Source organism: Azospirillum sp. A1-3 (assembly GCF_023806445.1).
Lineage (GTDB): Bacteria > Pseudomonadota > Alphaproteobacteria > Azospirillales > Azospirillaceae > Azospirillum.
Map to the genome: position 1 here is coordinate 554721 of NZ_JAMSLU010000005.1, position 20938 is coordinate 575658.

A 20938-nucleotide genomic window follows, 5' to 3' on the forward strand; every position below is an offset into this window, starting at 1 on the left:
GGTGTGGTAGGGATTAGGTGGGGTGGCTTCCACTCCGATGCCCCCTCCCCAACCCTCCCCCGCTTCGCGGGAGAGGGTGCTTAATGCGAAGCGGCGGCAGTTCCCTCTCCCACCAAAGGTGGGGGAGGGTTAGGGAGGGGGCAAAGCACATCGGAAAGGCACCCCTGGATGGTTGACTGGCAACGTCTGTCGGACGGCGAGCGCGCCCTGCTGGAGCGGCTGTTCTGGGCCGGCGGGCTGTCGCGTGGCGAACTGGCGGCGTCGGTCGAGTTCTCCAAGAGCAAGGCCAACCTCGCCATTTCCAGCCTGATCGGCCGCGAACTGATCGAGGAGGGCGGGGTGCAGCCGTCCTCGGGCGGGCGGCGGCCGGAGGTGCTGCGACTGAGCCACCGGATGGGGGTGCTGGCAGGGATCGACATCGGCGCCACCAGCATCGACGTGGCGCTGCTCGCCCCCGACATGACGGTGCTGGACCACCGGTCGGAACCGGCGGACGTGCGCGACGGGCCGGCGGCGGTGTTCGGGCGGGTGCGGACGCTGCTGCGCGAGGCGCGGGAGCGGCTGGGGATCGGGCCGGCGCGGGTGCTGGGGATCGGCGTCGGCGTGCCGGGGCCGGTCGCCTTCGGCAGCGGCATGCTGGTCAACCCGCCGCTGCTGCCGGGATGGGAGACGTTTTCGATCCGCGAATGTCTGGCGGAGGAGTATGCCGCGCCGGTCTTCGTCGACAACGACGTGAACATCATGGCGCTGGGCACCCATTGGCGCCTGCGCGGCCAGCTTCAGAACTTTCTGGTCATCAAGATCGGCACCGGCATCGGCTGCGGCATCATCTGCCACGGCATGGTCTATCGCGGGCGGGACGGCTCGGCCGGCGACGTCGGGCATATCTGCGTCGATCCGCAGGGGCCGGTCTGCCATTGCGGCAATGCCGGCTGCGTCGAGGCGATGGCGGCCGGCCCGGCCATCGCCCGCATGGCGGAGGACGCGGCGCGCGCCGGCGAGAGTCCACGGCTGATGGAAATGCTGGAGCGCAACGGCACGCTGACCACCGTCGATCTTGGCAATGCCAGCCGGGCGGGCGATGCAGCGGCCAATGCCATCGTCCAGCAGGCCGGGGGCCATATCGGGCGGATGCTGGCGGCGGTGGTCAATTTCTTCAACCCGTCGCACATCTTCATCGGCGGCGGCGTCGCGCGGATCGGGCCGCTGTTGCTGGCCTCGATTCGGCAGAGCGTCTATCAGCGCTCCCTCGCCCTCTCCACCCGGCATCTCGACATCCAGTATGTGCCGGAAGTCGAGAGCGCCGGGGTGATCGGGGCGGCGGTGATGGCGGTGCAGGAGACCATGCTGGCCGGAGCGGGCCGTCCCTGACCCGCTCCGGCCAGCATGGTCTCCTGGATGGGCGTCACGCCGCGCGAACGGCGGTGATGAAGCTGGTGACCTCGCCGCGCAGGGTTTCGGCCTCGCGCGCGAGGCTGCTGGCGGCGTCCAGCACCTCGGTGGCGGCGGAGCCGGTTTCCAGCACCGCGTGGTTGACGCCGACGATGGTGGAGGAGACCTCGGTGGTGCCGCGCGCCGCCTCCGTCACGTTGCCGGCGATGTCGCGGGTGGCGGCGCCCTGCTCCTCGATGGCGGCGGCGATGGTGGTGGTGATTTCGCTGATGCGGCCGATGGTCTGGCCGATGCCGGCGATGGCGTCCTGGGCGCCGCCGGTGGCCTGCTGGATTTCCTTCACCTTGGCCTGGATCTCGTCGGTGGCGCGGGCGGTCTGGCTGGCCAGCGCCTTCACCTCGCCCGCCACGACGGCGAAGCCCTTGCCCGCTTCACCCGCACGCGCGGCTTCGATGGTGGCGTTCAGCGCCAGCAGGTTGGTTTGCGCGGCGATGGTGTTGATCATCTCCACCACATGACCGATCTGGTCGGCCGCTTCCACCAGCGAGCGCATGGTGCTGTTCGTCCGTTCGGCCTGGGTCACCGCTTCGCCCGAGATGCGGGTGGAGGCGGCGATCTGACGGCCGATCTCCAGGATGGAGGCCGACAGCTCCTCCGTCGCCGAGGCCACCGTCTGCACGTTGGCCGACGCCTGTTCGGAGGCCGCGGCGACGGCGGTCGCCTGCGCGCTCGCCTGGGTGGCGGTGGTGGACATGGCGCCGGCGGTGCCCTGCATCTCGGTCGCGGCGGAGGCGACGGTCTCCACGATGTGCATCGCCTTGGCGTCGAAATCGCGCATCAGCGCTTCCAGCCGGGCGGCCCGCGCCTCCTTGGTTACCTGTTCGCGAGCCTGTTCTGCCGCCAGACGGTCGGCGGTGATCATGCTGTCGCGGAAGACGGTGACGGTAGCCGCCATGCCGCCGATCTCATCAGCGCGGCCCAGGCCGGGGATCGCCACCGCCATGTCGCGGTCGGCCAGACGGCGCATCGCCTCGGTCATCGAACGGATCGGGTCGCTGACCCGGCGCTTGGCGACGATCAGGCCGGCGACGGTCAGCAGCACGGCGGCCAGCACCAGCAGGCCGGCGATGACGGCGTCGCGGGTCGCGCGCGCCGCCTGCGATTCGGAACGGGCGACCATCCGGTCCACCGCCGCCAGCGCGGCATCGACGATGTAGCCCTGGCTGGCGGTGTCCTGCCGGCGCAGCGTGCCGATCTCCACCGGTGAGGGACGGCCTTCGGCCAGCGCGGCGAGCACGGCCTTGCGCTGGTCGACCAGCGGGCCTTCGAAATTCACCTTGGCCTTCTCGACCGCCTCGCGGATGGAGTCCGGCGTGTCGGGGCGGGCGGCCGATTCCTTGACCAGGGCCCAGGCCTGCACGGTGCGGCCGATGGCCTCCGCCACCGCCTGCGCGTCGGCCGGCGTCCAGGCCTGACCGGTGGCGACGGCGGTCTGGATGCGCAGCGCCATGCCACCGGCGTTCAGGCGGGTGTTCCACGCGGCGCGCTTGATGCCCAGCAGATGGTCGACCACCGGATCGGCCAGCTTCAGCGAGCCGTCGAGCAGGTCGGTTGCGGCGGTCAGCGCGTCGAGATAGGCGACCGGCGCCGTTGCCCAGGCCTCCGCCACCGCTGGATCGCGCGTGCCTTTGCGCTGGCGCACCGCGCCATCGGCCTGCTGGCGCAGGGCGGTCAGCGTGTCGTGGGTGGCGCGCAGCCTGTCGGCCGCGGAGGGCAGGCCGGGCAGATCGAGAGTGGCGAGCTTGGCAGCAATGGCGGCGTAACCAGCCTCCGCCACCGCGCGGTTGGCGGCAATGTCGCGCAGTTCGGCATCACCGGCCGGCTCCTCCGCCCCCAGTGCCGGGCCGACCAGACCGCGCTCCAGACGGATCGCCAGCAGCGTGCGCAGCAGGTTGCGGCTGGTTTCGCTGAGCGTGGCGACGCGATGGGCGTTGCGGGTGCGGTCCACGACGTCGACCAGCATGTGGCTGCTGGTGGCGATCAGCAGCAGGCCCAGCGCGGCGACGACGAGTCCAAGGGTGGCGCGGATCGACAGCCGTGAGAGGAGCGTGATCATGGTCGATTCCTGTTTGTGCGAAGAGTTCGAACCGTGTGGAACGGGCGCTGTTTGGAAGCCGGACGGGATCTGGGCCAAAGACATTGATGGAAACCGAATCGTGCGTTCGGCTCAGCCCTTATTGACAGCGGTCAGCATGGTCCGTGGCGGCATCTCTCCGGCGTTGATATATTAATATGCTAAGACCGTGTGATTTGAGAATGCAGATAAATTCGAAGCATGGATCAAAATGCCGCATGAGAATTTTGGAAGTATTTGATCGGATTTTAAAATAAAAATTGATGAAACGAAGAACTTCGGTGGATGTGCAGCTTTATGTTGACACGTCGGGGCTTCCGCACGCGGTCAGAGATGCCCGCCCCTGCCGCCGAAACCACCGCCCGGCCCGCCGCCAAAGCCGCCGCCGAATCCACCACGGGGGCCGCTGTGCGGAGAACCGCCGGGACCGCTGAATGCACCGCCCGGACCGGCGGGACCGCCAACGGGGCCGGGAGGCGGCGCCGCTCCGGGGCGGGAGCGCATGCCATCGACCGGACCATCCGGCCCCTCCATGCCGGGCGCATCCGGTCCCGGCATTCCGTCGGAGCGCATGCCTTCCGGCCGCATGCCCGCGCCCAGACCGGCGGCGCGGGCGGCGGGATTGGTGCCGGGCAACGACCGGCCGCCCAGATGCGGCGCGCCGAAGGCCCGTCCGCCGCCGAACCCGCCGCTGGAGGTGACCACACTGTCGATCACCACCCGTGCCGGCGCGGCGATGCCGTTTGCCCGGTCGATGCGCGGTCCCTCCGGCGCGACGGTCTGGCCGGAGCCGTCCACATAGGTTTCGACCGAAAGCGCGCTGACCGTGGTGCCGAAGGGGTTGAAGGGATCGGGCTCCACCGTCAGCGCCGCACCGCCATCGGCTTTTCCGGCGGCAGCGCCGGTGACGCGCACCATACCGCCGACCTCCGGCAAAGCTCCGTCGAGCCCCCGGCCGCGGGACAGCGTCAGGCCGGCGACGGTCAGCGTCTTCGGCGTGACGGCATCGAGCCGGCCGCGCAGAACCCAGCCGCGCGCCGGATCCCAGGGATCGACACGGCTGGCGTCGATCACGCCGTCGGGACGGCGCAGGCCGGAGACGGCAACCCAGCGTCCGGGCGTGAGCGCGGTGGTGCCCTCGGCCTCGGCGAGGTCGATGCTCTGGCCCAGCACCAGCGCGCCGCCGGCCGTCGTCCGGTCCACCGGACCGGCGACGGCGAAGCGCACGTCCAGCGTTTGCGCGGTCAGGCCGGTCGGCCCGCCGGGCGCGGCGGTCATGGCGACGGTCTGGCCGATGCGGACATCGCCGGTCTGCGCCGGACGGCCTTCGATCCGCACGGCGGTGGTCGGCGGCAGATCGACCCGCAGGCCGTTGACCCAGACGCTGCCGAACGCGGTGACCGTGCCGACGATACCCGTGCCGCCGATGCCGCGGTCGGCGACGGACACGCCGGTGCCGCCGATGCCGCGGTCCGCCAGCCCGTCATCCCGGCCAGGGGAGGGGGTGGGACCGCAGCCGGCGGCCAGCAGCAGCGTCAGCAGCAGGATTCGGGCGAGGGGCTGGAGGGTCACGATGCGCCTGCTCCCCCGCCGGAGCCGGCAGTTTGCGGCGCAGGAACGGGCGCCTCGTCCTCGTCATAGAGATAGAGGCCGGCGGTGAAGCGGTGGCTGGCGTCGTCGCGGCCGGCATCGCCGTCGGCGAGGTCGGCGGCCATGCGGTTCAGCTCGACCAGCATCGCCATGCCCAGCCGGTCGGCCTCGCGGCGCAGGGCGGTGATGGAGTCGGGGCTGAGCCGGTCATAGGCCAGCGCCCGCTCCAGGAATGGCGGGGTGCCGCCCGCCAGATTGTGGCCGGACGCCGCCAGATGGTCGGCGAGGTTGCGGCCGTAATAATAGGCGAGCTTGTCCAGGTCGCCGCGCGGCACATGTGCCGCCTCGGCAAGGTCGAGCAGGCCGTCGGGCCGTTCCGTCACCAGCCCGGCATGCAGCAGTTCGTCCAGCAGGGCGCGCGGGCGGATGTCCTTGCTGATGCCGGTCACCAGCGTCTCGAAGCTGGGCGCGCCGTCCGAAGCGGAAGCGCGGGGCAGGGCGCGCGGGCGGCCGTCGGGATCGAGGAAGCCGGGATCGGTCAGCCAGCGGCTCAGCACCTGCGACCCCAGCGACGGCGCAGCGGCGGCGGCGGCTTCCGCGGCCGGCGGAGCGCCCCGGATCTGGCTGACGTCCTTGCGGTGGACGCCGGTCAGCAGGGTGATCCGGCTGTCGGTCATCGGCTTTCCGGGCAGCGCGAAGCCACGCTCCGCCACCTCGACATACACCGACTTCAGCAGGGTCGCCAGCATCGGCCAGGAAATGCCGAAGCCGATCAGCGTCCGCACCAGCGGGACCAGCACACGGCGCACCGCCGACAGCAGCGCCGGCGGCGGCGCCGCCCCGGTGACGCCCGCCTCGCTGGGGCGGTCTGACTGGGGGCTGCGGGTGGGCACGCGCCTGACACTCCGGCGGTTGGGGCTGTCTCTATTGCCGATGCGACAATAGCGCGGCGGGGCCGAAAGGGAATCACCTTTTCGCTTGATGTGGGAAATTTTCCCACGCATGATGCCGGGCATGTGACGGCCGCCGTCGCTGCGCAGTTCCACGAGGACCACCAAGGTCCCCAAGCTTTCCCCAAGGTCAGGAGCGGCCGTCCGGCCGTAGCCCGCATGAGCCTGTCATCGATCGACCAGCCTGCTTGCCAGCCCGCCCGCGGGGATGCTCCCAACCCTGTCGGGGGGCATGGAAAGCGGAACCCGTCTTCGGTCCTTCCCTTTCGAACGCGAGCGTCCGACATGGCGTCGTCCATCGCCCGTTACGCCGCCATCACCCGGTCGGCATTGATCCGCAACATCCTGTTCGGGGCGGCGGCCAACCTGCTGGTGGCCGGCACCGCGCTCTATGCCCGGCCGCTGCAGGACGCCCTGTGGGTGGGGGCCGACGAGGGCAGCCTGCTTCTGCTGGTCGCCGTTGCGCTGGGGCTGTTCGCCCTGCATGCACTGCTGGACTTCGGCCAATCGCGCGAACTGGCGCGGCTGGTGGCTCCGGGTGTGGTGCCAGGTGCGGCGGCCGGATGGCTGGAGCGCCTGTGGGTGTTGGAGGCGGTCTGGGCGCCGGTGCAGCTGGCGGTGCTGGTGCTGCTGAACCCGCTGATTGGGGCGATGGCACTGGCCGGGGTCGCGGCGCTGGCGGCGATGATCGCGGTGGGCGCCACCGGGCCGGCGAGCGTCATCGGCGGGCGGTTGCAACTCGCCCGGCTGGCCGGCGCGGACAGCTTCGGCTGCACCGACGGATTCCTTGCGGGGCTGGGTTTCTGCGAGACGGTTTACCGGGTGCTGATCGTCGGGATGGGGGCGGCGCTGCTGGTGCGTGGCGATCTGGAGCCGGGACTGTTCGTCGCTGCGTCGCTTATCGGCATCGCGGCGATGCGTGCCGCGGGACGGGCCGCCGCCCGCTGGCACGGTGGACGGCAGGCGGCGGTGATGCTCAGGGTCGGGCGGGTGTGATGCGATAAGCGCCCTCTCCCGGGGCGGGAGAGGGAGTCTTATGCGGCTATCAATCGCTCAAAGCCCCGGCCACGCCTCCGCGACCAGACGGCGGACTTCGGCGGCGCTGTCGGTGCCGAGTGCGGCTTCAGCGACGCGGCGGCAATCCTCCAGGCGCAGGGTGCGGATGAAGGCCTTCAGGTCGGCGATCACCGCCGGGGTGGCCGACAGTTCCGTCACGCCAAGCCCGATCAGCAGCGGCGCCGCCATCGGATCGGAGGCGGAGCCGCCGCACACCGCCACCACCCGGTCGTGGGTCTTTGCCCCCATCACCGCAAGGCGGATCAGCCGCAGCACGCCCGGATGCAGCGCGTCGAGCTGGGCCGCCACATGCGGGTTGCCGCGGTCCATCGCCAGCACATACTGGGTCAGGTCGTTGGTGCCGATCGACAGGAAATCCGCCACCGCGCCGATGCGGTCGGCGATCAGGGCGGCGGCCGGAACCTCGATCATCGCGCCCAGCTCGACCGGTTCGGCGCGGCCGAGTTTGGCCCGCTCCTCGTCCACCATCGTCCGCACCGCCGAAAGTTCGGACGGCGAGGCGATCATCGGCACCATGATGCGGCAGATGCCGGCCGGCTTCACCCGCAGGATGGCGCGGATCTGCGCGCGCAGAAGCTCCGGCTCGCGAAGGCCGACGCGGACGCCGCGCAGGCCCAGCACCGGGTTCTCCTCCTTCGGCAGCGGCAGGTAGGACAGCGGCTTGTCGCCACCGACATCCAGCGTGCGGATCACCAGGGGCCTGCCTTCCAGCGCGTCGGCGATCTGCTGGTACTGCTGGTATTGCTCATCCTCGGTCGGGGCGGACTGGCGTTCCAGGAACAGGAATTCGGTGCGCAGCAGGCCGCAGCCCTCCGCCCCCTCCACCACCGCGCCGGGGGCGTCGCTGACCCGGCCGAGATTGGCGAACACCTCGATCCGGGTGCCGTCGGCCATGCGGCAGTCCTCGCGGGAGGTGCGGCGGTTCTCCTCGCGCCGGGCGGCACGGGCGGCGACGGCGGTGCGGGTGGTCGCCAGCATGTCCTCCGGCGGGAAGACCAGCAGCTCGCCGCGGTTGCCGTCGATCACCACGGGGGCGCCGTCCGGCACCCGCTCCGCCTGCCGGCCCAGCGCCACCACGGTCGGCACGCCGAGCGCGGCGGCCAGGATGACGGCGTGGGAGGTCGGGCCGCCATGCGCCATGCCGATGCCGGCCAGCCGCCCGGCCGGAACCCCGGCGAGGTCGGAGGGAAGGATCTCGTCGGCCAGCACGATGCTGCCGGCCGGCAGGTCCGCCAGCCCGGCCGACGGTTCCTTGCCGGACAGGGCGGTCAGCACCTGCTGTTCCAGGTCGCGCAGGTCGGCGGCGCGTTCGGCCATGCGGGGATCGGCGAGACCGGCCAGCGCGTCGGCCTGCATCTGCGCCGTGCGCTGCCACGCCCATTCCGCACTCTTGCCGGCACGGATGTCGGTCAGGGCGGCGTCCAGCAGTTCGGGGTCGTCCAGGATTTCGCGGTGGGCCTGGAAGATGGCGGCGTGGTCCGGCATGCGCTTGGCCGACTCTGCCAGCCTGGAGATCACGCGCTCCAGCGCCTGATGCAATCGCGGCTCTTCGACCTCGGGTCCGGCGCCCTGTTCCGTCACGCGCATGCCGCTGCGGAAGCGGCGGACGACGCTGCCGACCGCCTGTCCCGGCACGGCGATGGTGCCCTTCAACAGCGCCTCCTGACCGGGAGCGAAGGGCGGGCCGATGTCTTCCTCGGCGGCCGGTTGGGCCGGGGTCGTGACGGCGGCGGGAGCGGGGGCCGGAGCGGCGACGCCTTCGACGACGGGGTCGCCAAGGCCGCTGTCGATCAGGCCGGCGATGCTCTCCACCACGCCTTGCGCGCCGGTGCCGGTGGCGCGGATGGTCAGCCGGTCGCCCAGCACGGTGCCGAGCCCCATCAGGGCGACGACGCTCTTGGCATTGGCGCTGCGGTCGCGGCAGAGGATGGTGACGGTGCCGGGATGCGCCTTGGCGGCGGCGACCAGGGCGGCGGCCGGGCGGGCGTGCAGGCCGTGGGCGATGCGCAGCGCCACCGTGCGCTCGGCCGTCTCGCCCGACTCGGCCGGAGCCGCAGTCGGGGTGGGGACGGCATCGACGCCGCTGCCGCCATGGACGGTCATTGCGGCGTCGCCGGCCGCAATCTCGCGGTTCACCGACTGGCCGTCGACGGTGTAGCCGTCATTCACCACGACCATCATGCTGACCAGGCTCTGCGCCCGGCTTCCTACCAGATCCATGTCGAAGCTGATCAGGCGGTCGCCGGTCTTCACCGACTGCCCGTCCTGCACATGGGCGGTGAAGCCCTCGCCGTTCAGGCCGACGGTGTCGACACCCAGATGCAGCAGAACCTCCGCCCCGCTGGCGGTGCGGACGGTGCAGGCGTGGCGCGCGCGGTGGACCGACAGCACGACGCCGTCGCAGGGGCTGCGCAGCTCGTTCACCGTCGGGTCGATGGCCATGCCGGTTCCGACCAGCCCCTGGGCGAAGGCGGGATCGGGCACCTCGGTCAGCGGCATGGCCCATCCGGCCAGCGGGGCTGCAAGCGTGATCGCGGTCATGATGGTTCGATCCTCTTTTCTTATCGCTTGGACCGGAGCGGGCGTCACCATGTCGGACGCCGTCTGTGCGCAGACGCCGCATAGCCCAAGCGGAATTCTCATCATATGTTATCGAAAGATCCTGTCCGGGAAAGGCGGAAGCCTGCGGCCAATCCGCGCCCCAGCCGACGCATCGGGGATAAGCCGCAAGCTTGCCCGATTCACTATGTCGCCTATGTCGTGAAACCAGAGCATGGGTCAGGTTGTAATTCCGTCCTGAGCAAACGATGTCGCCGCCGCCGGACAATTTGCGGGAGAGCCGCCATGGCATTGAACCCCTTTGCGTTTCTACAGAAAATCGGCAAGTCGCTGATGTTGCCGGTGGCGGTTCTGCCCGTCGCCGGTCTGCTGCTGGGCATCGGCGCGGCGAATTTCGAATGGATGCCGCCGCTGCTGTCGATGCTGATGAAGAATTCGGGCGACGTGATCTTCGGCAATCTGCCGCTGATCTTCGCCATCGGCGTAGCGTTGGGATATACCGAGAATGACGGCGTGTCGGCCATCGCCGCCACCATCGGCTATGTGGTGATGCTCGCCACGCTGGGCGTGATGACCGGGGTCTGGGGCATGGAGCCGAAGACCATCATGGGCATCAAGTCGATGGAAACCGGCGTGTTCGGCGGCATTCTGGCCGGCGGGCTGGCGGCGGCGATGTTCAACCGCTTCTACAAGATCGCGCTGCCGGCCTATCTGGGATTCTTCGCCGGCAAGCGGTTCGTGCCGATCATCACCGCGTTGGCCGCCATCGTGCTCGGCGTCGTCCTGTCGGTGATCTGGCCGCCGATCCAGGGCGGCATCAACAGCTTCTCGCACTGGGCTGCGGTGAACGACCCGCGCTTGGCCGCGACTATCTACGGCTTCGTCGAACGGTTGCTGATCCCCTTCGGCCTGCACCATATCTGGAATGTGCCCTTCTTCTTCGAGATCGGCTCCTTCCAGGATGCAACGGGGCAGGTGGTCCATGGCGACATCAACCGCTATTTCGCCGGCGACCCCACCGCCGGCATCCTGTCCGGCGCCTTCCTGTTCAAGATGTTCGGCCTGCCGGCCGCGGCCATCGCCATGTGGCATGCCGCCAAGCCGGAGAACCGGGTGCGGGTCGGCGGCATTATGATCTCCGCGGCGCTGACCTCCTTCCTGACCGGCATCACCGAGCCGATCGAGTTCAGCTTCCTGTTCCTGGCGCCGGTTCTGTACCTGATCCATGCGGTGCTGGCGGCGACCTCGCAGTTCATCATGAACTCGCTGGGCGCCCATATGGGCTTCACCTTCTCCCAGGGCGGCATCGACTTCGTGCTGTTCAACGTGCTCAGCCCCTATTCGCAGAAATGGTGGCTGGTGCTGATCCTGGGGCCGGTCTATGCGGCGATCTACTATGTCGTGTTCCGCTACACCATCCAGGCGCTGAACCTGAAGACTCCCGGCCGCGAGGATGCGACGGAGGAAGCCGTCAGCACCGCGACCGGCAGCGAGCGGGCTCGCGACCTCGTGCTGGCCTTCGGCGGGCGGGGCAACATCAGCAATCTGGACGCCTGCATCACCCGCCTGCGCGTGGTGGTGAAGGATCCGGGGCGCGTCGATGAGGGCAAGCTGCGCAACATGGGCGCGTCGGGCGTGTTGCGGGTGCGCGACAGCGTGCAGGCGGTGTTCGGCACCCTGTCGGAGAATTTGAAGACGGAGATGCAGGAGTATCTGCACTCCGCCGGTTCGGAAGCCGACGGGCCGGCCGCCGTGGCGGCACCGGTCGGGGCGGCGCCGGTTGCCGCATCGACCGCGGCGCCCGTACCGACCGAGCGTGCCACCCACATCGCCGAGGCGTTGGGCGGGGCCGGCAACATCAAGACGCTGGCCGCCTTCGCCACTACCCGCCTGCGGGTCGAACTGGGCGACGCCGGCAAGGCGAATAGCGAGGCGCTGAAGCGGGCCGGCGTGCGCGCGGTGATGGGGCTGGGCGCCAACGGCATCGACCTGATCGTCGGCAACGACGCCGACGCGCTGGCCGGTGCGATGACCGGCATGCTGCCGGGCGGACGGCGCGCCGCGGAATAGGCCACTCTCTGCATGGTATTCGACTGGTTTTATCGGGCGGCACGACCTTATCCGGGTTGTGCCGCTTTTCTTTTCCGCATTGCGGCTGTCGTCGTGATGCGATTCCACCAATGGACGCTGGCCTCCGGCGCAAGAAGGTCTTACATTGGTATCTATATCAGCCAATCGCGAGCGCCGCCATGACCGATCCGGGCAATCCTGATTTCAAGCCGTCCCGCACCACTCCCCTGATGGCGGTGGAGGCGGCGGAGGCGCCCGCCGCGGTGGCCCGGCAGATCGCGCGTTGCGGCGCCGGCTTCGCCGAGTTGGGCGCGCGCCTGCGCCGCGAGCCGCCGCGCTTCGTCGTCACCTGCGCCCGCGGCAGTTCCGACCATGCCTCGGCCTACGGCAAATACCTGATCGAAACGCGGATCGGCCGGGCGGTGGCCTCCATCGGGCCGTCGATCGCCTCGGTCTATGGCGGGCATCTGAGCCTGGAGGGGGCGCTGTTCGTCGCCGTCTCGCAGTCGGGGCGCAGCCCGGACCTGCTGCGGCTGGTGGAGGCGGCGAAGGCCGGCGGCGCGCTGGTGGTCGGCTTCGTCAATGCGGAGGACTCGCCGCTGGCGGAGATGTGCGACCACTTCCTGCCGCTGGCGGCCGGGCCGGAGCGCAGCGTCGCCGCGACGAAATCCTGCATCGCCTCGCTGGCCGCCTACCTGCAGCTGGTGGCGCATTGGCAGGATGACTCGGCGCTGAAGGCGACTCTGGCGGCCCTGCCTGGCACGCTGGCGGCAGCCCAGGCGCTGGACTGGAAACCGGCGCTGATGCCGCTCGCCACCGCGCAGAACCTTTATGTGCTGGGGCGCGGAGTCGGCTTCGGGGCGGCGCTGGAGATGGCGCTGAAGTTCAAGGAGACCTGCCGTTTGCATGCCGAGGCCTTCAGTGCGGCGGAGGTCGTGCATGGTCCGCTGGCGCTGGTCGGCCCCGGTTTTCCGGTGCTGGCCCTGACCCAGGCCGATGCGGCGGAACCCCACACCCGCGCGGTGGTGGAACGCATCGTCGGGCTGGGCGCGGCGGTCGCCACCACCGAAGCGGGGCTTGCCGGAACCACCCTGCTGCCCAGCCTGCCGGGGATCGCGCCGGAGGCCGCACCCTTGGCGGCGTTGCAGAGCTTCTATGGCGCGGTCTATGAACTGGCGCTGGCCCGCGGCATCGACCCCGACAGCCCGCCCAACCTTGCCAAAGTGACGAAGACCGTCTGATGCGACAGCTCTTGACCGGTGCCCGGATTTTCACGGGCGAGACCATCCTCGACGGCCGCAGCCTGCTGGTCGGCGATGGCCGCATCCTCGACATCGTCGCCCCCGGCCGCACCCCGCCGGAGGTCGACCGGACGGTGGCGCTGGAGACGGGCGACCTACTGGCCCCCGGCTTCCTCGACATCCAGGTCAATGGCGGCGGCGGCGTGCTGTTCAACGAGCGGCCGACGGCGGAGGGGGCGCTGGCCATCGCCGCGGCGCACCGGCGCTTCGGCACCACCGGGCTGCTGCCGACCATCATCACCGACACCCCCGACTGCCACCGCGCCGCCGCCGAGGCGGCGGTGAAAGCGGTGGCTCAGCCCGGCAGCGGCATACTGGGCATCCATTTCGAAGGGCCGTTCATCAGCCCGCAGCGGGTCGGTGCGCATGATCCGCGCTTCGTCCGCGCGCCGGACGAGGGCGATCTGGACTTTATCTGCGGGCTGCCGGCGCGGATGCCGGGCGGGCGGGTGCTGCTGACCCTGGCGCCGGAATGTGTGGAGGATGCGGCGCTGTCGCGGCTGATGGCGGCCGGGGTGATCCTGTCGGTCGGCCACACGATGGCGAGCGCCGAGCGGGTGATCGAGGTCTTCGATCTCGGCGTGCGCGGGGTGACGCATCTTTACAATGCGATGCCCGGCATCGCCAACCGCCAGCCGGGTCCGGCCGGTGCGGCGCTGGGCGACGGGCGGCCCTGGTGTGGGCTGATCGCCGACGGCCATCACGTCCATCCGCTGATGATGCGCGCGGCGCTAGCGGCCCGGCCGCGCGGGCGGATGATGCTGGTGACCGACGCCATGCCGCCGACGGGGACCGATGCCGACAGCTTCGAGCTGAACGGACGGACGATCTATCGGCGCGATGGGCGGCTGGTGCTGGCCGACGGGACGCTGGCCGGAGCGGATTTGGACATGGCGACGGCGGTGCGCAATGCCGGTACGCTGATCGGCCTGCCGCTGGAGGAGTCGCTGCGGATGGCATCGCTCTATCCGGCGCAGTTCCTGGGGATGGACGGCGAGCGCGGAAGAATCTTGCCGGGCTGGCGGGCCGATCTGGTGTTGCTGCGGTCGGATCTCACGGTGAAGGGCACCTGGGTCGAGGGGGGATGGCGGGCGGCTGAGTGAGGCCGACCACACTTCTCGCATTATGGCATTTGACGGCATATGTCATTCAATGCCATAGTTTGTTGCCACAATGACGGGAACGTGCCGCTCCGTGCCGAAGGCCGAACTGCTCTACAAGGACCGCCGTGAGCTGGCCGGAGGCGCCGTCATGGAGGCGAAGATCTGGAAAGTCCCGACGCCAGTTCCGCCCTCCCGGCATCCGCTGAAATACTCGCTCGTCTACATTGTGAACGGTGAGCGGGTGGTCGGCTACGACAATGAGCGGGGCAAGGGTGACCATCGGCATTACGGTCCGCGCGAGGAACCCTATTCCTTCACCTCGCCGGAACAGCTGGTCATGGACTTTCTGGCCGATGTCAGGGCTGCGGGAGGCGAGGTATGAGCGACCTACAGATCCATGTCGGCGACACTGCCGATGACTTCGCCACCCGCTTCGCGGATGCATGGCACCGGGCCGAGCGGGGAGAAGCGGTGAACGAGCGGCATCTGTCGTTCGACAGCTTCGAGACGCTGGCCCGCGCGCTGACTCCGAAGCGGCTGGAGTTGCTTCGGCATCTTCACCGAACGCCGGCAGCCAGCATCAATGCGCTTGCCAAGTCAGTGGGCCGGGACTATCGCCGTGTGCATGAGGATGTCGAGGCGCTGGTCGCCGCCGGCCTTGTCGACCGCGAGGAGGACGGCACCGGGCTGAGCGCGCCATACGACGCGATCTCCACCCGGATTGCCTTGTAGGGGAAGCCCTTCTCAGCCCCCCACTGCCACGATCTCCAGCCCATCTTCCTCCACCCGCACCCGCAGAGCCGTCAGGTCGGGCAGGCACAGGTTGCCGTCCAGCTCATGCGCCGGCAGCGTCGTGGTCAGCGCGATCACCAGGGCGCCGGCGGCACGGCCAGCTTCCAGCCCTGCCGGGGCGTCCTCGAACACCACGGTTTCGCGCGGGTCGAAACCCAGCTTTTCGGCGGCGGTGCGGTAGCCTTCGGGGTGGGGCTTGCCGTGGGTGACCATGTCGGCGCCGATCAGCAGGTCGGGCAGGGGCAGGCCGGCCTGGGCGATGCGCTTCCTCGCCATGTCCTGTGGAGCCGAGGTCACCACCGCCCAGCGGTGGCGCGGCAGCGACTGCAGAATCTCCAGCGCGCCGGGGACGGCGCGCACCCCTTCGGTGTCGTTGGTGTAGCAGTCTTCCACCAGCCGGACCTCTTCCTCGATGTCGGCGCCGGCGGGGGCGAAGCGGCGGACGGTCTCGATGCTGCGGACGCCGTGGCAGACGGCCAGGATCGCGTCGGGGTCCAGATCGTGCCGGGCGGCCCAACTGCGCCAGGAGCGCTCCACCGGACCCTTGGTGTTGATCAAGGTGCCGTCCATGTCGAACAGGATGGCGCGGACACGGAACGGGGTATCAAGGGCAGGCTTCATCGCGCGCTCTCGTCGGATATTACTTTGCGGGAGGATTGGTCTGGAGGGATCAGACCAGCGACAGCTCCACGACGAAGTCATAGGCATCGCCGCGGTAGTGGGAACGGACGAACTCCAGCGGGGTTCCGTTCTCCAGGAAGGTGCGGCGCTCAATGTAGAGGGCGGGGGCGCCGTCCGGAACCCCCAGAAGCGTCGCCTGATCCGTCGGCAGGCGAATGGCAGACAAGCGTTGCAGCGCCCGGAAGGGGGGATAGCCGCGCGCGCGCAAAGTCTCGTACAGGGATCCCTGCACCAGATCCGGGTCGGGCAGGAAACTGGTCGGCAGGGCGCTCAGCTCGATGGCGAGCGGGGTGCCGTCGGCCAGCCGCAGCCGGTGCAGCCGCACCACCTCCGCCCCCGGCCGCAGACCCAGCGCCATCGCCTCCTCTGGGGTCGCGGTGGCGACGGAGCGGCTGAGCCAACGTGAATCCGGCTTCAGGCCGCGCCCGCCGATATCCTCGGTGAAACTGGTCAGGGCGGACAGCCGCTGTTCCACATGGGGGCTGCGGTTGATGAATGTGCCGGCGCCCTGGCGCTGATGCAGCAGTCCCTCCGCGATCAGTTCGCGGAGAGCCTTGCGCACGGTGACACGCGACACGCCAAAGACTTCCGCCAGTTCCCGTTCGCCGGGCAGGGCGTCCTGGTCGGTCAGCCGGCCTTCGACGATCAGCGTCCGCAGATGCCGCGCCAACTGCAGATAGAGCGGCAGGGGCAGCGCATCCGACAGGGCGGCGGGGTCGAACGGGGCCGCGGCGGCGGCGGTGGACATCGGCAACCACTCCAGTGCTCCGGGACCGGCATGATACCACTGAAAGGCCTTTGGGCAACAGGGCCGGACGGCAGCCGGCGCTGCCGCGCACGATTATGACCAGTTTCAGATTGCGGAATGTCCGGATTTTGGTATTCTGCACATACAGTCCAATCTAATACCACCAACCTCCGGTCCATGCGCCGGAGCGACAGCGGAGCCGGAGGAATGGCAGGCGGCACCGAGGATGCGGCGAACCGGTACAGCCGGCTGGACGTGTGGCCGGCCGCCGAACTGATGACGGCGCTATGGGAAGGGCAGACGCGGGCGCTGGCCGCCTGCGTTCCGGTATTGCCGATGGTCGCCGCTGCCGTGGAGGCCGCGGCGGCACGTCTTTCCGGCGGACAGGGGCGGCTGGTCTATGCCGGAGCTGGATCGTCGGCAATGGTGGCGGCGCTCGACGGGCTGGACCTGGGGCCGACCTTCGATTGGCCGGCGGAACGTCTGCTGCTGCTGATCGCCGGCGGGCTCGACCTGTCGCGCGGGCTGGCCGGGGCGGCGGAGGACGACGAAGGGGCCGGGCGGGCCGATGCCGGACGGGCGGGGCTTTCCGCCGCCGACGTGGTGGTCGGGCTGTCGGCCAGCGGGGCAAGCGCCTACACCGTCGGCGTCCTGCGCGCCGCGCGGGAGGCGGGGGCGCTGACCATGGGCATCGCCAGCAGCGCCGGATCGCCCCTGCTGGAAGCGGTGGAGCATCCGGTGCTGACCGCGACGGGGGCGGAGGTGATCGCCGGCTCCACCCGGCTCGGCGCCGGCACCGCGCAGAAGGTGGTGCTGAACCTGTTTTCGACCGGCGTCATGACGGCGCTCGGCAACGTCTACGACAACCTGATGATCAATGTCCGGCCGGAGAACGCCAAGCTCCGCCGCCGCTGCACCGTCATGGTCGCCCGCATAGTCGGCGTTGACGAGGATGCTGCCGGTGGGGCGCTGGAGCGGCATGGCGACGTGCGCCGCGCCGTGCTGGGGCTGGCCGGGCTGGATGGGGCCGACATCGACCGGCTGCTGAGCGAGACCGGCGGCAACCTGCGCCGGGCGATGGAGCGTGCCAAATCGACCACTTGATGATGACCAACACGACAGGCCCGGCACCCTGAGGCCGGAGCCCGCTTCACTGGGAGACGTCCGAATGTCTGCTGATCGTTTGCCGGGCGACCGCTTCTCGGGCGTCCAGAGGCTTGGGCGGGCGCTGATGCTGCCGATCGCCGTGCTGCCCATCGCCGGGCTGCTGCTGCGCATCGGCCAGCCCGACCTGCTGAACATCGCCTTCATCGCCGCGGCGGGCGACGCCGTCTTCTCCAACCTGGGCGTCCTGTTCGCCGTCGGCATCGCCATCGGCTTCGCGCGGGAGAACCACGGCGCCGCAGGTCTGGCCGGCGCGGTGGGGTATTTCGTGGCGGTGAAAGGTGCCGTGGTGCTGAGCGGCGTCGCGCCGGAGCTGGTGGCGAAGATGTCGAGCCGCATCAGCATTCCGGTCGGCATCCTGATCGGCATCATCGCCGGCCAGCTCTATAACAAATACAAGGACATCAAGCTGCCGGACTATCTCGCCTTCTTCGGCGGGCGGCGCTTCGTGCCCATCGTCACCGGTCTGGCGGCGCTGGGGATCGCGCTGGTCTTCGGCTATGGCTGGCCCATCGTCGATTCGGGCCTGAGTGCGCTGACCACCGGCGTGTTGGGGCTGGGCGAGTTCGGCCTGTTCCTGTACGGCGTGCTGAACCGCATCCTGATCATCACCGGCCTGCACCACATCATCAACAACATCGCATGGTTCCTGCTGGGCGATTACCAGGGCGTCACCGGCGACCTGAACCGCTTCTTCAAGGGCGATCCGACGGCCGGCGCCTTCATGGCGGGCTTTTTCCCGGTGATGATGTTCGGCCTGCCGGCCGCCTGCCTCGCCATGTACCACACCGCCAAGCCGGAGAACCGCGCCGCGGTCGGCGGCGTGCTGCTGTCGATGGCGCTGACCGCCTTCCTGACCGGCGTGACGGAGCCGGTGGAATTCGCCTTCATGTTCCTGGCGCCGGTGCTGTTCGCCGTCCATGCCGTGCTGGCCGGCCTGTCGATGGTGCTGATGGACGTGCTGAACGTGAAGCTGGGCTTCGGTTTCTCGGCCGGCCTGTTCGACTATGTGCTGAATTACGGCAAGGCGACCAACCCGATCCTGCTTCTGCCAGTGGGGGCGGTGTACTTCGCCGTCTATTACGGGCTGTTCCGCTTCGTCATCCAGCGCTTCGATCTGAAGACGCTGGGCCGCGACGATGTCGCCGTTCCCGCCGGTCAGCCGCCGGCCGCCGAGGGCGTCCGTCCCGCCGTCGCGCCGGTCGCGGTGACCAGCGACCGGGCCGGCGCCTATGTCGCCGCACTGGGCGGTGCCGGCAACCTGCGCTCGGTGGAGGCCTGCACCACCCGCCTGCGCCTGAGCGTTGCCGATGCCGGCCGCATCGACGAGGCGGCGTTGAAGCGGATCGGTGCGCGCGGCGTGGTGAAGCCGACGGCCAACTCGGTCCAGGTCATCGTCGGCCCGATCGCCGATCAATTGGCCGGCGAGATCCAGGACTCGCTGAACGCCTCGGCGGGATTGCGGGTCTGACCGCTGGTCCCAAGGAAGCCGGTCTGACGAAAAGCCCCGGTCCTCCGATGAGGCCGGGGCTTTTTCATGCTTTGCTCAATCGCCCGGCTTTATCCGTGGCGGACAGTGCCGAGCAACTCGCCGGTGACCCTCTTCCGCCCGCTCAAACCCGTCGCGGTTCCGGGAACTCAGGCGTCGTCATGCCGGGCAGAGCCGCTTGGCCGGCCATCGCTCCGGTATCCAGCCCGTCCAGAATCCGGCGGGCGGCTTCGGCGCATTGGCTGCGCAGTTCCGGCACGGCGGTCATCTCCCAGAAGGGGGCCTTGGCGACCGGACCAAAGGCGAGCAGGCGCGGGGAGGGGGTGCCGTCGGCGGCGATCACCGCACCGCCTTCCGTCACGTCCAGCCCCAGCCGCAAGGCATCCGGCCGCGCAATGCCACGGTCGAGCAGCGAGCGCACCAGGGGATGGCGGATGCGGGTGTAGTCGCAGTTGGTGCCGGTGGCGTTGATCAGCGCGCCCGCCGCCAGCAGCCGCTCCCTCCCGCCGCCGCGCTCGACGACGGTCAGCTCCAGCCGCTCGGCGGTGGGTGCCGCGTCCTTCAAACGGCCGGGCAGGATGCTCAATTGTCCGCCGGCACGGGCGGCGGCGATGCGGTCGGCGACCTGCGGCGCCATGCGGTGGCGGTGCACCTCCCAGAAGGGACGGGCGTGGCGGAGGAAGCGTTGGCGTTCCTCCATCGGTAGATGCGCCCAGATGCGGTGGTGGTGAGGCCGCAGCGCGTCGAAGGCCGACCGCCAGTCATAGCCGGCAGCCGCAGCCCGACGCGCGTCGGCCTTCAGGGCGATCAGCACGTCCAGAACCGTGCTGGGCAGCACGTCGGGATGGAGGAACGAGGTGTAGGGCCGCGTCTCCTCATGCCGCAGCGGCAGCAGGCCACGGCGCGACACGGCGGTGATCGGACCGCGGTGCCCCTGGTCGAGCAGCGTCAGAACCGTGTCCACCATGGTCAGGCCGGTGCCGAGGATCGCGACGGTGGCCTCCCGGTCGATCCTGGCGATGGCGGCGGCATCCCACGGGTCGCCGATGAAGCGGTCCGACGCGAAGGCCTCCGCCGCCGTCGGGGATGCCAGACAGGGCGGAGAGGGCGGGAAATTGCCGATGCACAGGGCCGCGGTGTCGGCGCTGACCACCCGTCCGTCGCCAAGGCGGACATGCACCGCCGGCCGGTTGCCGGAGGAGGTCTCGGTGCGAACGTCCACCGCCTCGCCGCGGATCTGGTTCAGGCGGGCATGGGCGGGAGCCTCTGCCTGTGCCTCCGCCAGGACATCCTGGATATAGGCGCCATACAGCGCGCGGGAGACGAAGGCATGGCCGCTGGGCGGCTGGTCCGGCAGCGGCCCATCCGCCCGGCTCCACAGCCAGCGCAGGAAATGGCGCGGGTCGTCGGGATAGGCGCTCATGTTGTAGGCGCGGACGTTCAGCACATGCGTGCCGTTCGGGGTCGAATAGGCGACCCCGGTTCCCGGCCGGTGCCCGTATTCGATCAGATGGACCACCAGCGGCGCCCGGGCGCCGCGCAGCAGATGGGCCGCCAGCAGGCTGCCGGTGAAGCCGGCGCCGACGACAGCGATCTGGCGGGGCTGGTGGAGGCTGTCCGGCGCGCCGCCGCCGGGCGGAGGGAAGTGAGGCGTTGCAGGCATCGAAGTCCGTCCTTCCGTGAGTCATTCCGGAAAAGGCCGGCCGTTGGCGGCTGCTCCCCAGGTCCGTCAATCCGTGATCGGGTGTGGGGTTTCGCGTCGGCCGTGTGTCTGCTCGGTCCGCTTCGTTCCCTCCTGCATATCACAGGGTCCGGACACGCGCCATCGGCCGAACGGCAAATACCATTACCAAAGTAGGATTCAATTTATTTTCACACAGATCGAGTT

Annotated in this window: 16 protein-coding genes; 9 read left to right on the forward strand and 7 right to left on the reverse strand. The window is 69.7% G+C overall.

Features of this window, described 5'->3' with window-relative positions; all coding sequences use genetic code 11:
- Positions 1 to 168 precede the first annotated feature (168 nt).
- Positions 169 to 1371: an ROK family protein gene (locus M5E06_RS27150; protein ID WP_252140897.1), complete on the forward strand. Its 1203-nt coding sequence runs from the start codon at positions 169 to 171 to the stop codon at positions 1369 to 1371.
- Positions 1372 to 1405: 34 nt separating this feature from the next.
- Here M5E06_RS27150 and M5E06_RS27155 read toward each other — a convergent pair whose 3' ends face one another.
- The 3 genes from M5E06_RS27155 to M5E06_RS27165 form a co-directional block, all read right to left on the reverse strand.
- Positions 1406 to 3508 carry a methyl-accepting chemotaxis protein gene (locus tag M5E06_RS27155; RefSeq protein WP_252140898.1) on the reverse strand — a complete coding sequence of 701 codons (2103 nt, stop codon included), beginning with the start codon at positions 3506 to 3508 and terminating at the stop codon, positions 1406 to 1408.
- 345 nt (positions 3509 to 3853) lie between these two features.
- Positions 3854 to 5098: a DUF5666 domain-containing protein gene (locus tag M5E06_RS27160; protein ID WP_252140899.1), complete on the reverse strand. Its 1245-nt coding sequence runs from the start codon at positions 5096 to 5098 to the stop codon at positions 3854 to 3856.
- The gene (locus M5E06_RS27165; RefSeq protein WP_252140900.1) at positions 5095 to 6009 is read right to left on the reverse strand and encodes a DUF6502 family protein; all 915 of its coding nucleotides are present in this window, start codon (positions 6007 to 6009) and stop codon (positions 5095 to 5097) included. The genes M5E06_RS27160 and M5E06_RS27165 overlap by 4 nt, the downstream gene beginning before the upstream one ends.
- A gap of 342 nt (positions 6010 to 6351) precedes the next feature.
- Here M5E06_RS27165 and M5E06_RS27170 point away from each other — a divergent pair, with 342 nt between their 5' ends.
- Entirely contained in the window at positions 6352 to 7062 is a 711-nt protein-coding gene (locus M5E06_RS27170) for a hypothetical protein (protein ID WP_252140901.1), read from the forward strand.
- Positions 7063 to 7119: 57 nt separating this feature from the next.
- On the opposite strand, the gene ptsP is transcribed toward M5E06_RS27170, so the two are convergent.
- Positions 7120 to 9684: a phosphoenolpyruvate--protein phosphotransferase gene (gene ptsP / locus M5E06_RS27175; RefSeq protein ID WP_252140902.1), complete on the reverse strand. Its 2565-nt coding sequence runs from the start codon at positions 9682 to 9684 to the stop codon at positions 7120 to 7122.
- Positions 9685 to 9987: 303 nt separating this feature from the next.
- Here ptsP and ptsG point away from each other — a divergent pair, with 303 nt between their 5' ends.
- The 5 genes from ptsG (at position 9988) to M5E06_RS27200 (ending at position 14908) form a co-directional block, all read left to right on the forward strand.
- Positions 9988 to 11772, forward strand: coding sequence for a PTS glucose transporter subunit IIBC (ptsG, locus tag M5E06_RS27180; RefSeq protein ID WP_252140903.1), 1785 nt, complete (start codon positions 9988 to 9990; stop codon positions 11770 to 11772).
- A gap of 179 nt (positions 11773 to 11951) precedes the next feature.
- Positions 11952 to 13013: an SIS domain-containing protein gene (locus M5E06_RS27185; protein ID WP_252140904.1), complete on the forward strand. Its 1062-nt coding sequence runs from the start codon at positions 11952 to 11954 to the stop codon at positions 13011 to 13013.
- Entirely contained in the window at positions 13013 to 14176 is a 1164-nt protein-coding gene (gene nagA, locus M5E06_RS27190) for an N-acetylglucosamine-6-phosphate deacetylase (protein ID WP_252140905.1), read from the forward strand. Before M5E06_RS27185 ends, nagA begins: the two co-directional genes overlap by 1 nt.
- A gap of 91 nt (positions 14177 to 14267) precedes the next feature.
- Positions 14268 to 14558, forward strand: a complete 291-nt coding sequence (locus M5E06_RS27195) for a toxin-antitoxin system TumE family protein (RefSeq protein WP_252140906.1) — start codon at positions 14268 to 14270, stop codon at positions 14556 to 14558.
- On the forward strand, positions 14555 to 14908 hold the full coding sequence (locus M5E06_RS27200) for an HVO_A0114 family putative DNA-binding protein (protein ID WP_252140907.1): 354 nt from the start codon (positions 14555 to 14557) through the stop codon (positions 14906 to 14908). Before M5E06_RS27195 ends, M5E06_RS27200 begins: the two co-directional genes overlap by 4 nt.
- Positions 14909 to 14920: 12 nt before the next feature.
- Here M5E06_RS27200 and M5E06_RS27205 read toward each other — a convergent pair whose 3' ends face one another.
- Positions 14921 to 15589 (reverse strand): HAD family hydrolase, encoded by a 669-nt coding sequence (locus M5E06_RS27205; RefSeq protein ID WP_252140908.1) that lies wholly within the window; start codon positions 15587 to 15589, stop codon positions 14921 to 14923.
- 49 nt (positions 15590 to 15638) lie between these two features.
- The gene (locus tag M5E06_RS27210) at positions 15639 to 16397 is read right to left on the reverse strand and encodes a GntR family transcriptional regulator (RefSeq protein ID WP_252140909.1); all 759 of its coding nucleotides are present in this window, start codon (positions 16395 to 16397) and stop codon (positions 15639 to 15641) included.
- Positions 16398 to 16604: 207 nt separating this feature from the next.
- On the opposite strand from M5E06_RS27210, the gene M5E06_RS27215 reads away from it, so the two are divergent.
- Positions 16605 to 17501, forward strand: coding sequence for an N-acetylmuramic acid 6-phosphate etherase (locus tag M5E06_RS27215; RefSeq protein ID WP_252140910.1), 897 nt, complete (start codon positions 16605 to 16607; stop codon positions 17499 to 17501).
- 64 nt (positions 17502 to 17565) lie between these two features.
- Positions 17566 to 19032, forward strand: a complete 1467-nt coding sequence (nagE, locus tag M5E06_RS27220) for an N-acetylglucosamine-specific PTS transporter subunit IIBC (protein ID WP_286208988.1) — start codon at positions 17566 to 17568, stop codon at positions 19030 to 19032.
- A 142-nt stretch (positions 19033 to 19174) separates the two neighbouring features.
- On the opposite strand, the gene M5E06_RS27225 is transcribed toward nagE, so the two are convergent.
- Positions 19175 to 20713: an FAD/NAD(P)-binding protein gene (locus M5E06_RS27225; RefSeq protein WP_252140911.1), complete on the reverse strand. Its 1539-nt coding sequence runs from the start codon at positions 20711 to 20713 to the stop codon at positions 19175 to 19177.
- Between the last annotated feature and the right edge of the window lie 225 nt (positions 20714 to 20938).

Bases quoted from the DNA above. Each gene is read 5' to 3' on its own strand.
- ptsP (WP_252140902.1), bottom strand. From the start codon at position 9,684: ATGACCGCGATCACGCTTGCAGCCCCGCTGGCCGGATGGGCCATGCCG.
- M5E06_RS27205 (WP_252140908.1), bottom strand. From the start codon at position 15,589: ATGAAGCCTGCCCTTGATACCCCGTTCCGTGTCCGCGCCATCCTGTTC.
- M5E06_RS27155 (WP_252140898.1), bottom strand. From the start codon at position 3,508: ATGATCACGCTCCTCTCACGGCTGTCGATCCGCGCCACCCTTGGACTC.
- nagE (WP_286208988.1), top strand. From the start codon at position 17,566: ATGTCTGCTGATCGTTTGCCGGGCGACCGCTTCTCGGGCGTCCAGAGG.
- ptsG (WP_252140903.1), top strand. From the start codon at position 9,988: ATGGCATTGAACCCCTTTGCGTTTCTACAGAAAATCGGCAAGTCGCTG.
- M5E06_RS27170 (WP_252140901.1), top strand. From the start codon at position 6,352: ATGGCGTCGTCCATCGCCCGTTACGCCGCCATCACCCGGTCGGCATTG.
- M5E06_RS27215 (WP_252140910.1), top strand. From the start codon at position 16,605: ATGGCAGGCGGCACCGAGGATGCGGCGAACCGGTACAGCCGGCTGGAC.
- nagA (WP_252140905.1), top strand. From the start codon at position 13,013: ATGCGACAGCTCTTGACCGGTGCCCGGATTTTCACGGGCGAGACCATC.
- M5E06_RS27150 (WP_252140897.1), top strand. From the start codon at position 169: ATGGTTGACTGGCAACGTCTGTCGGACGGCGAGCGCGCCCTGCTGGAG.
- M5E06_RS27210 (WP_252140909.1), bottom strand. From the start codon at position 16,397: ATGTCCACCGCCGCCGCCGCGGCCCCGTTCGACCCCGCCGCCCTGTCG.
- M5E06_RS27225 (WP_252140911.1), bottom strand. From the start codon at position 20,713: ATGCCTGCAACGCCTCACTTCCCTCCGCCCGGCGGCGGCGCGCCGGAC.
- M5E06_RS27185 (WP_252140904.1), top strand. From the start codon at position 11,952: ATGACCGATCCGGGCAATCCTGATTTCAAGCCGTCCCGCACCACTCCC.
- M5E06_RS27200 (WP_252140907.1), top strand. From the start codon at position 14,555: ATGAGCGACCTACAGATCCATGTCGGCGACACTGCCGATGACTTCGCC.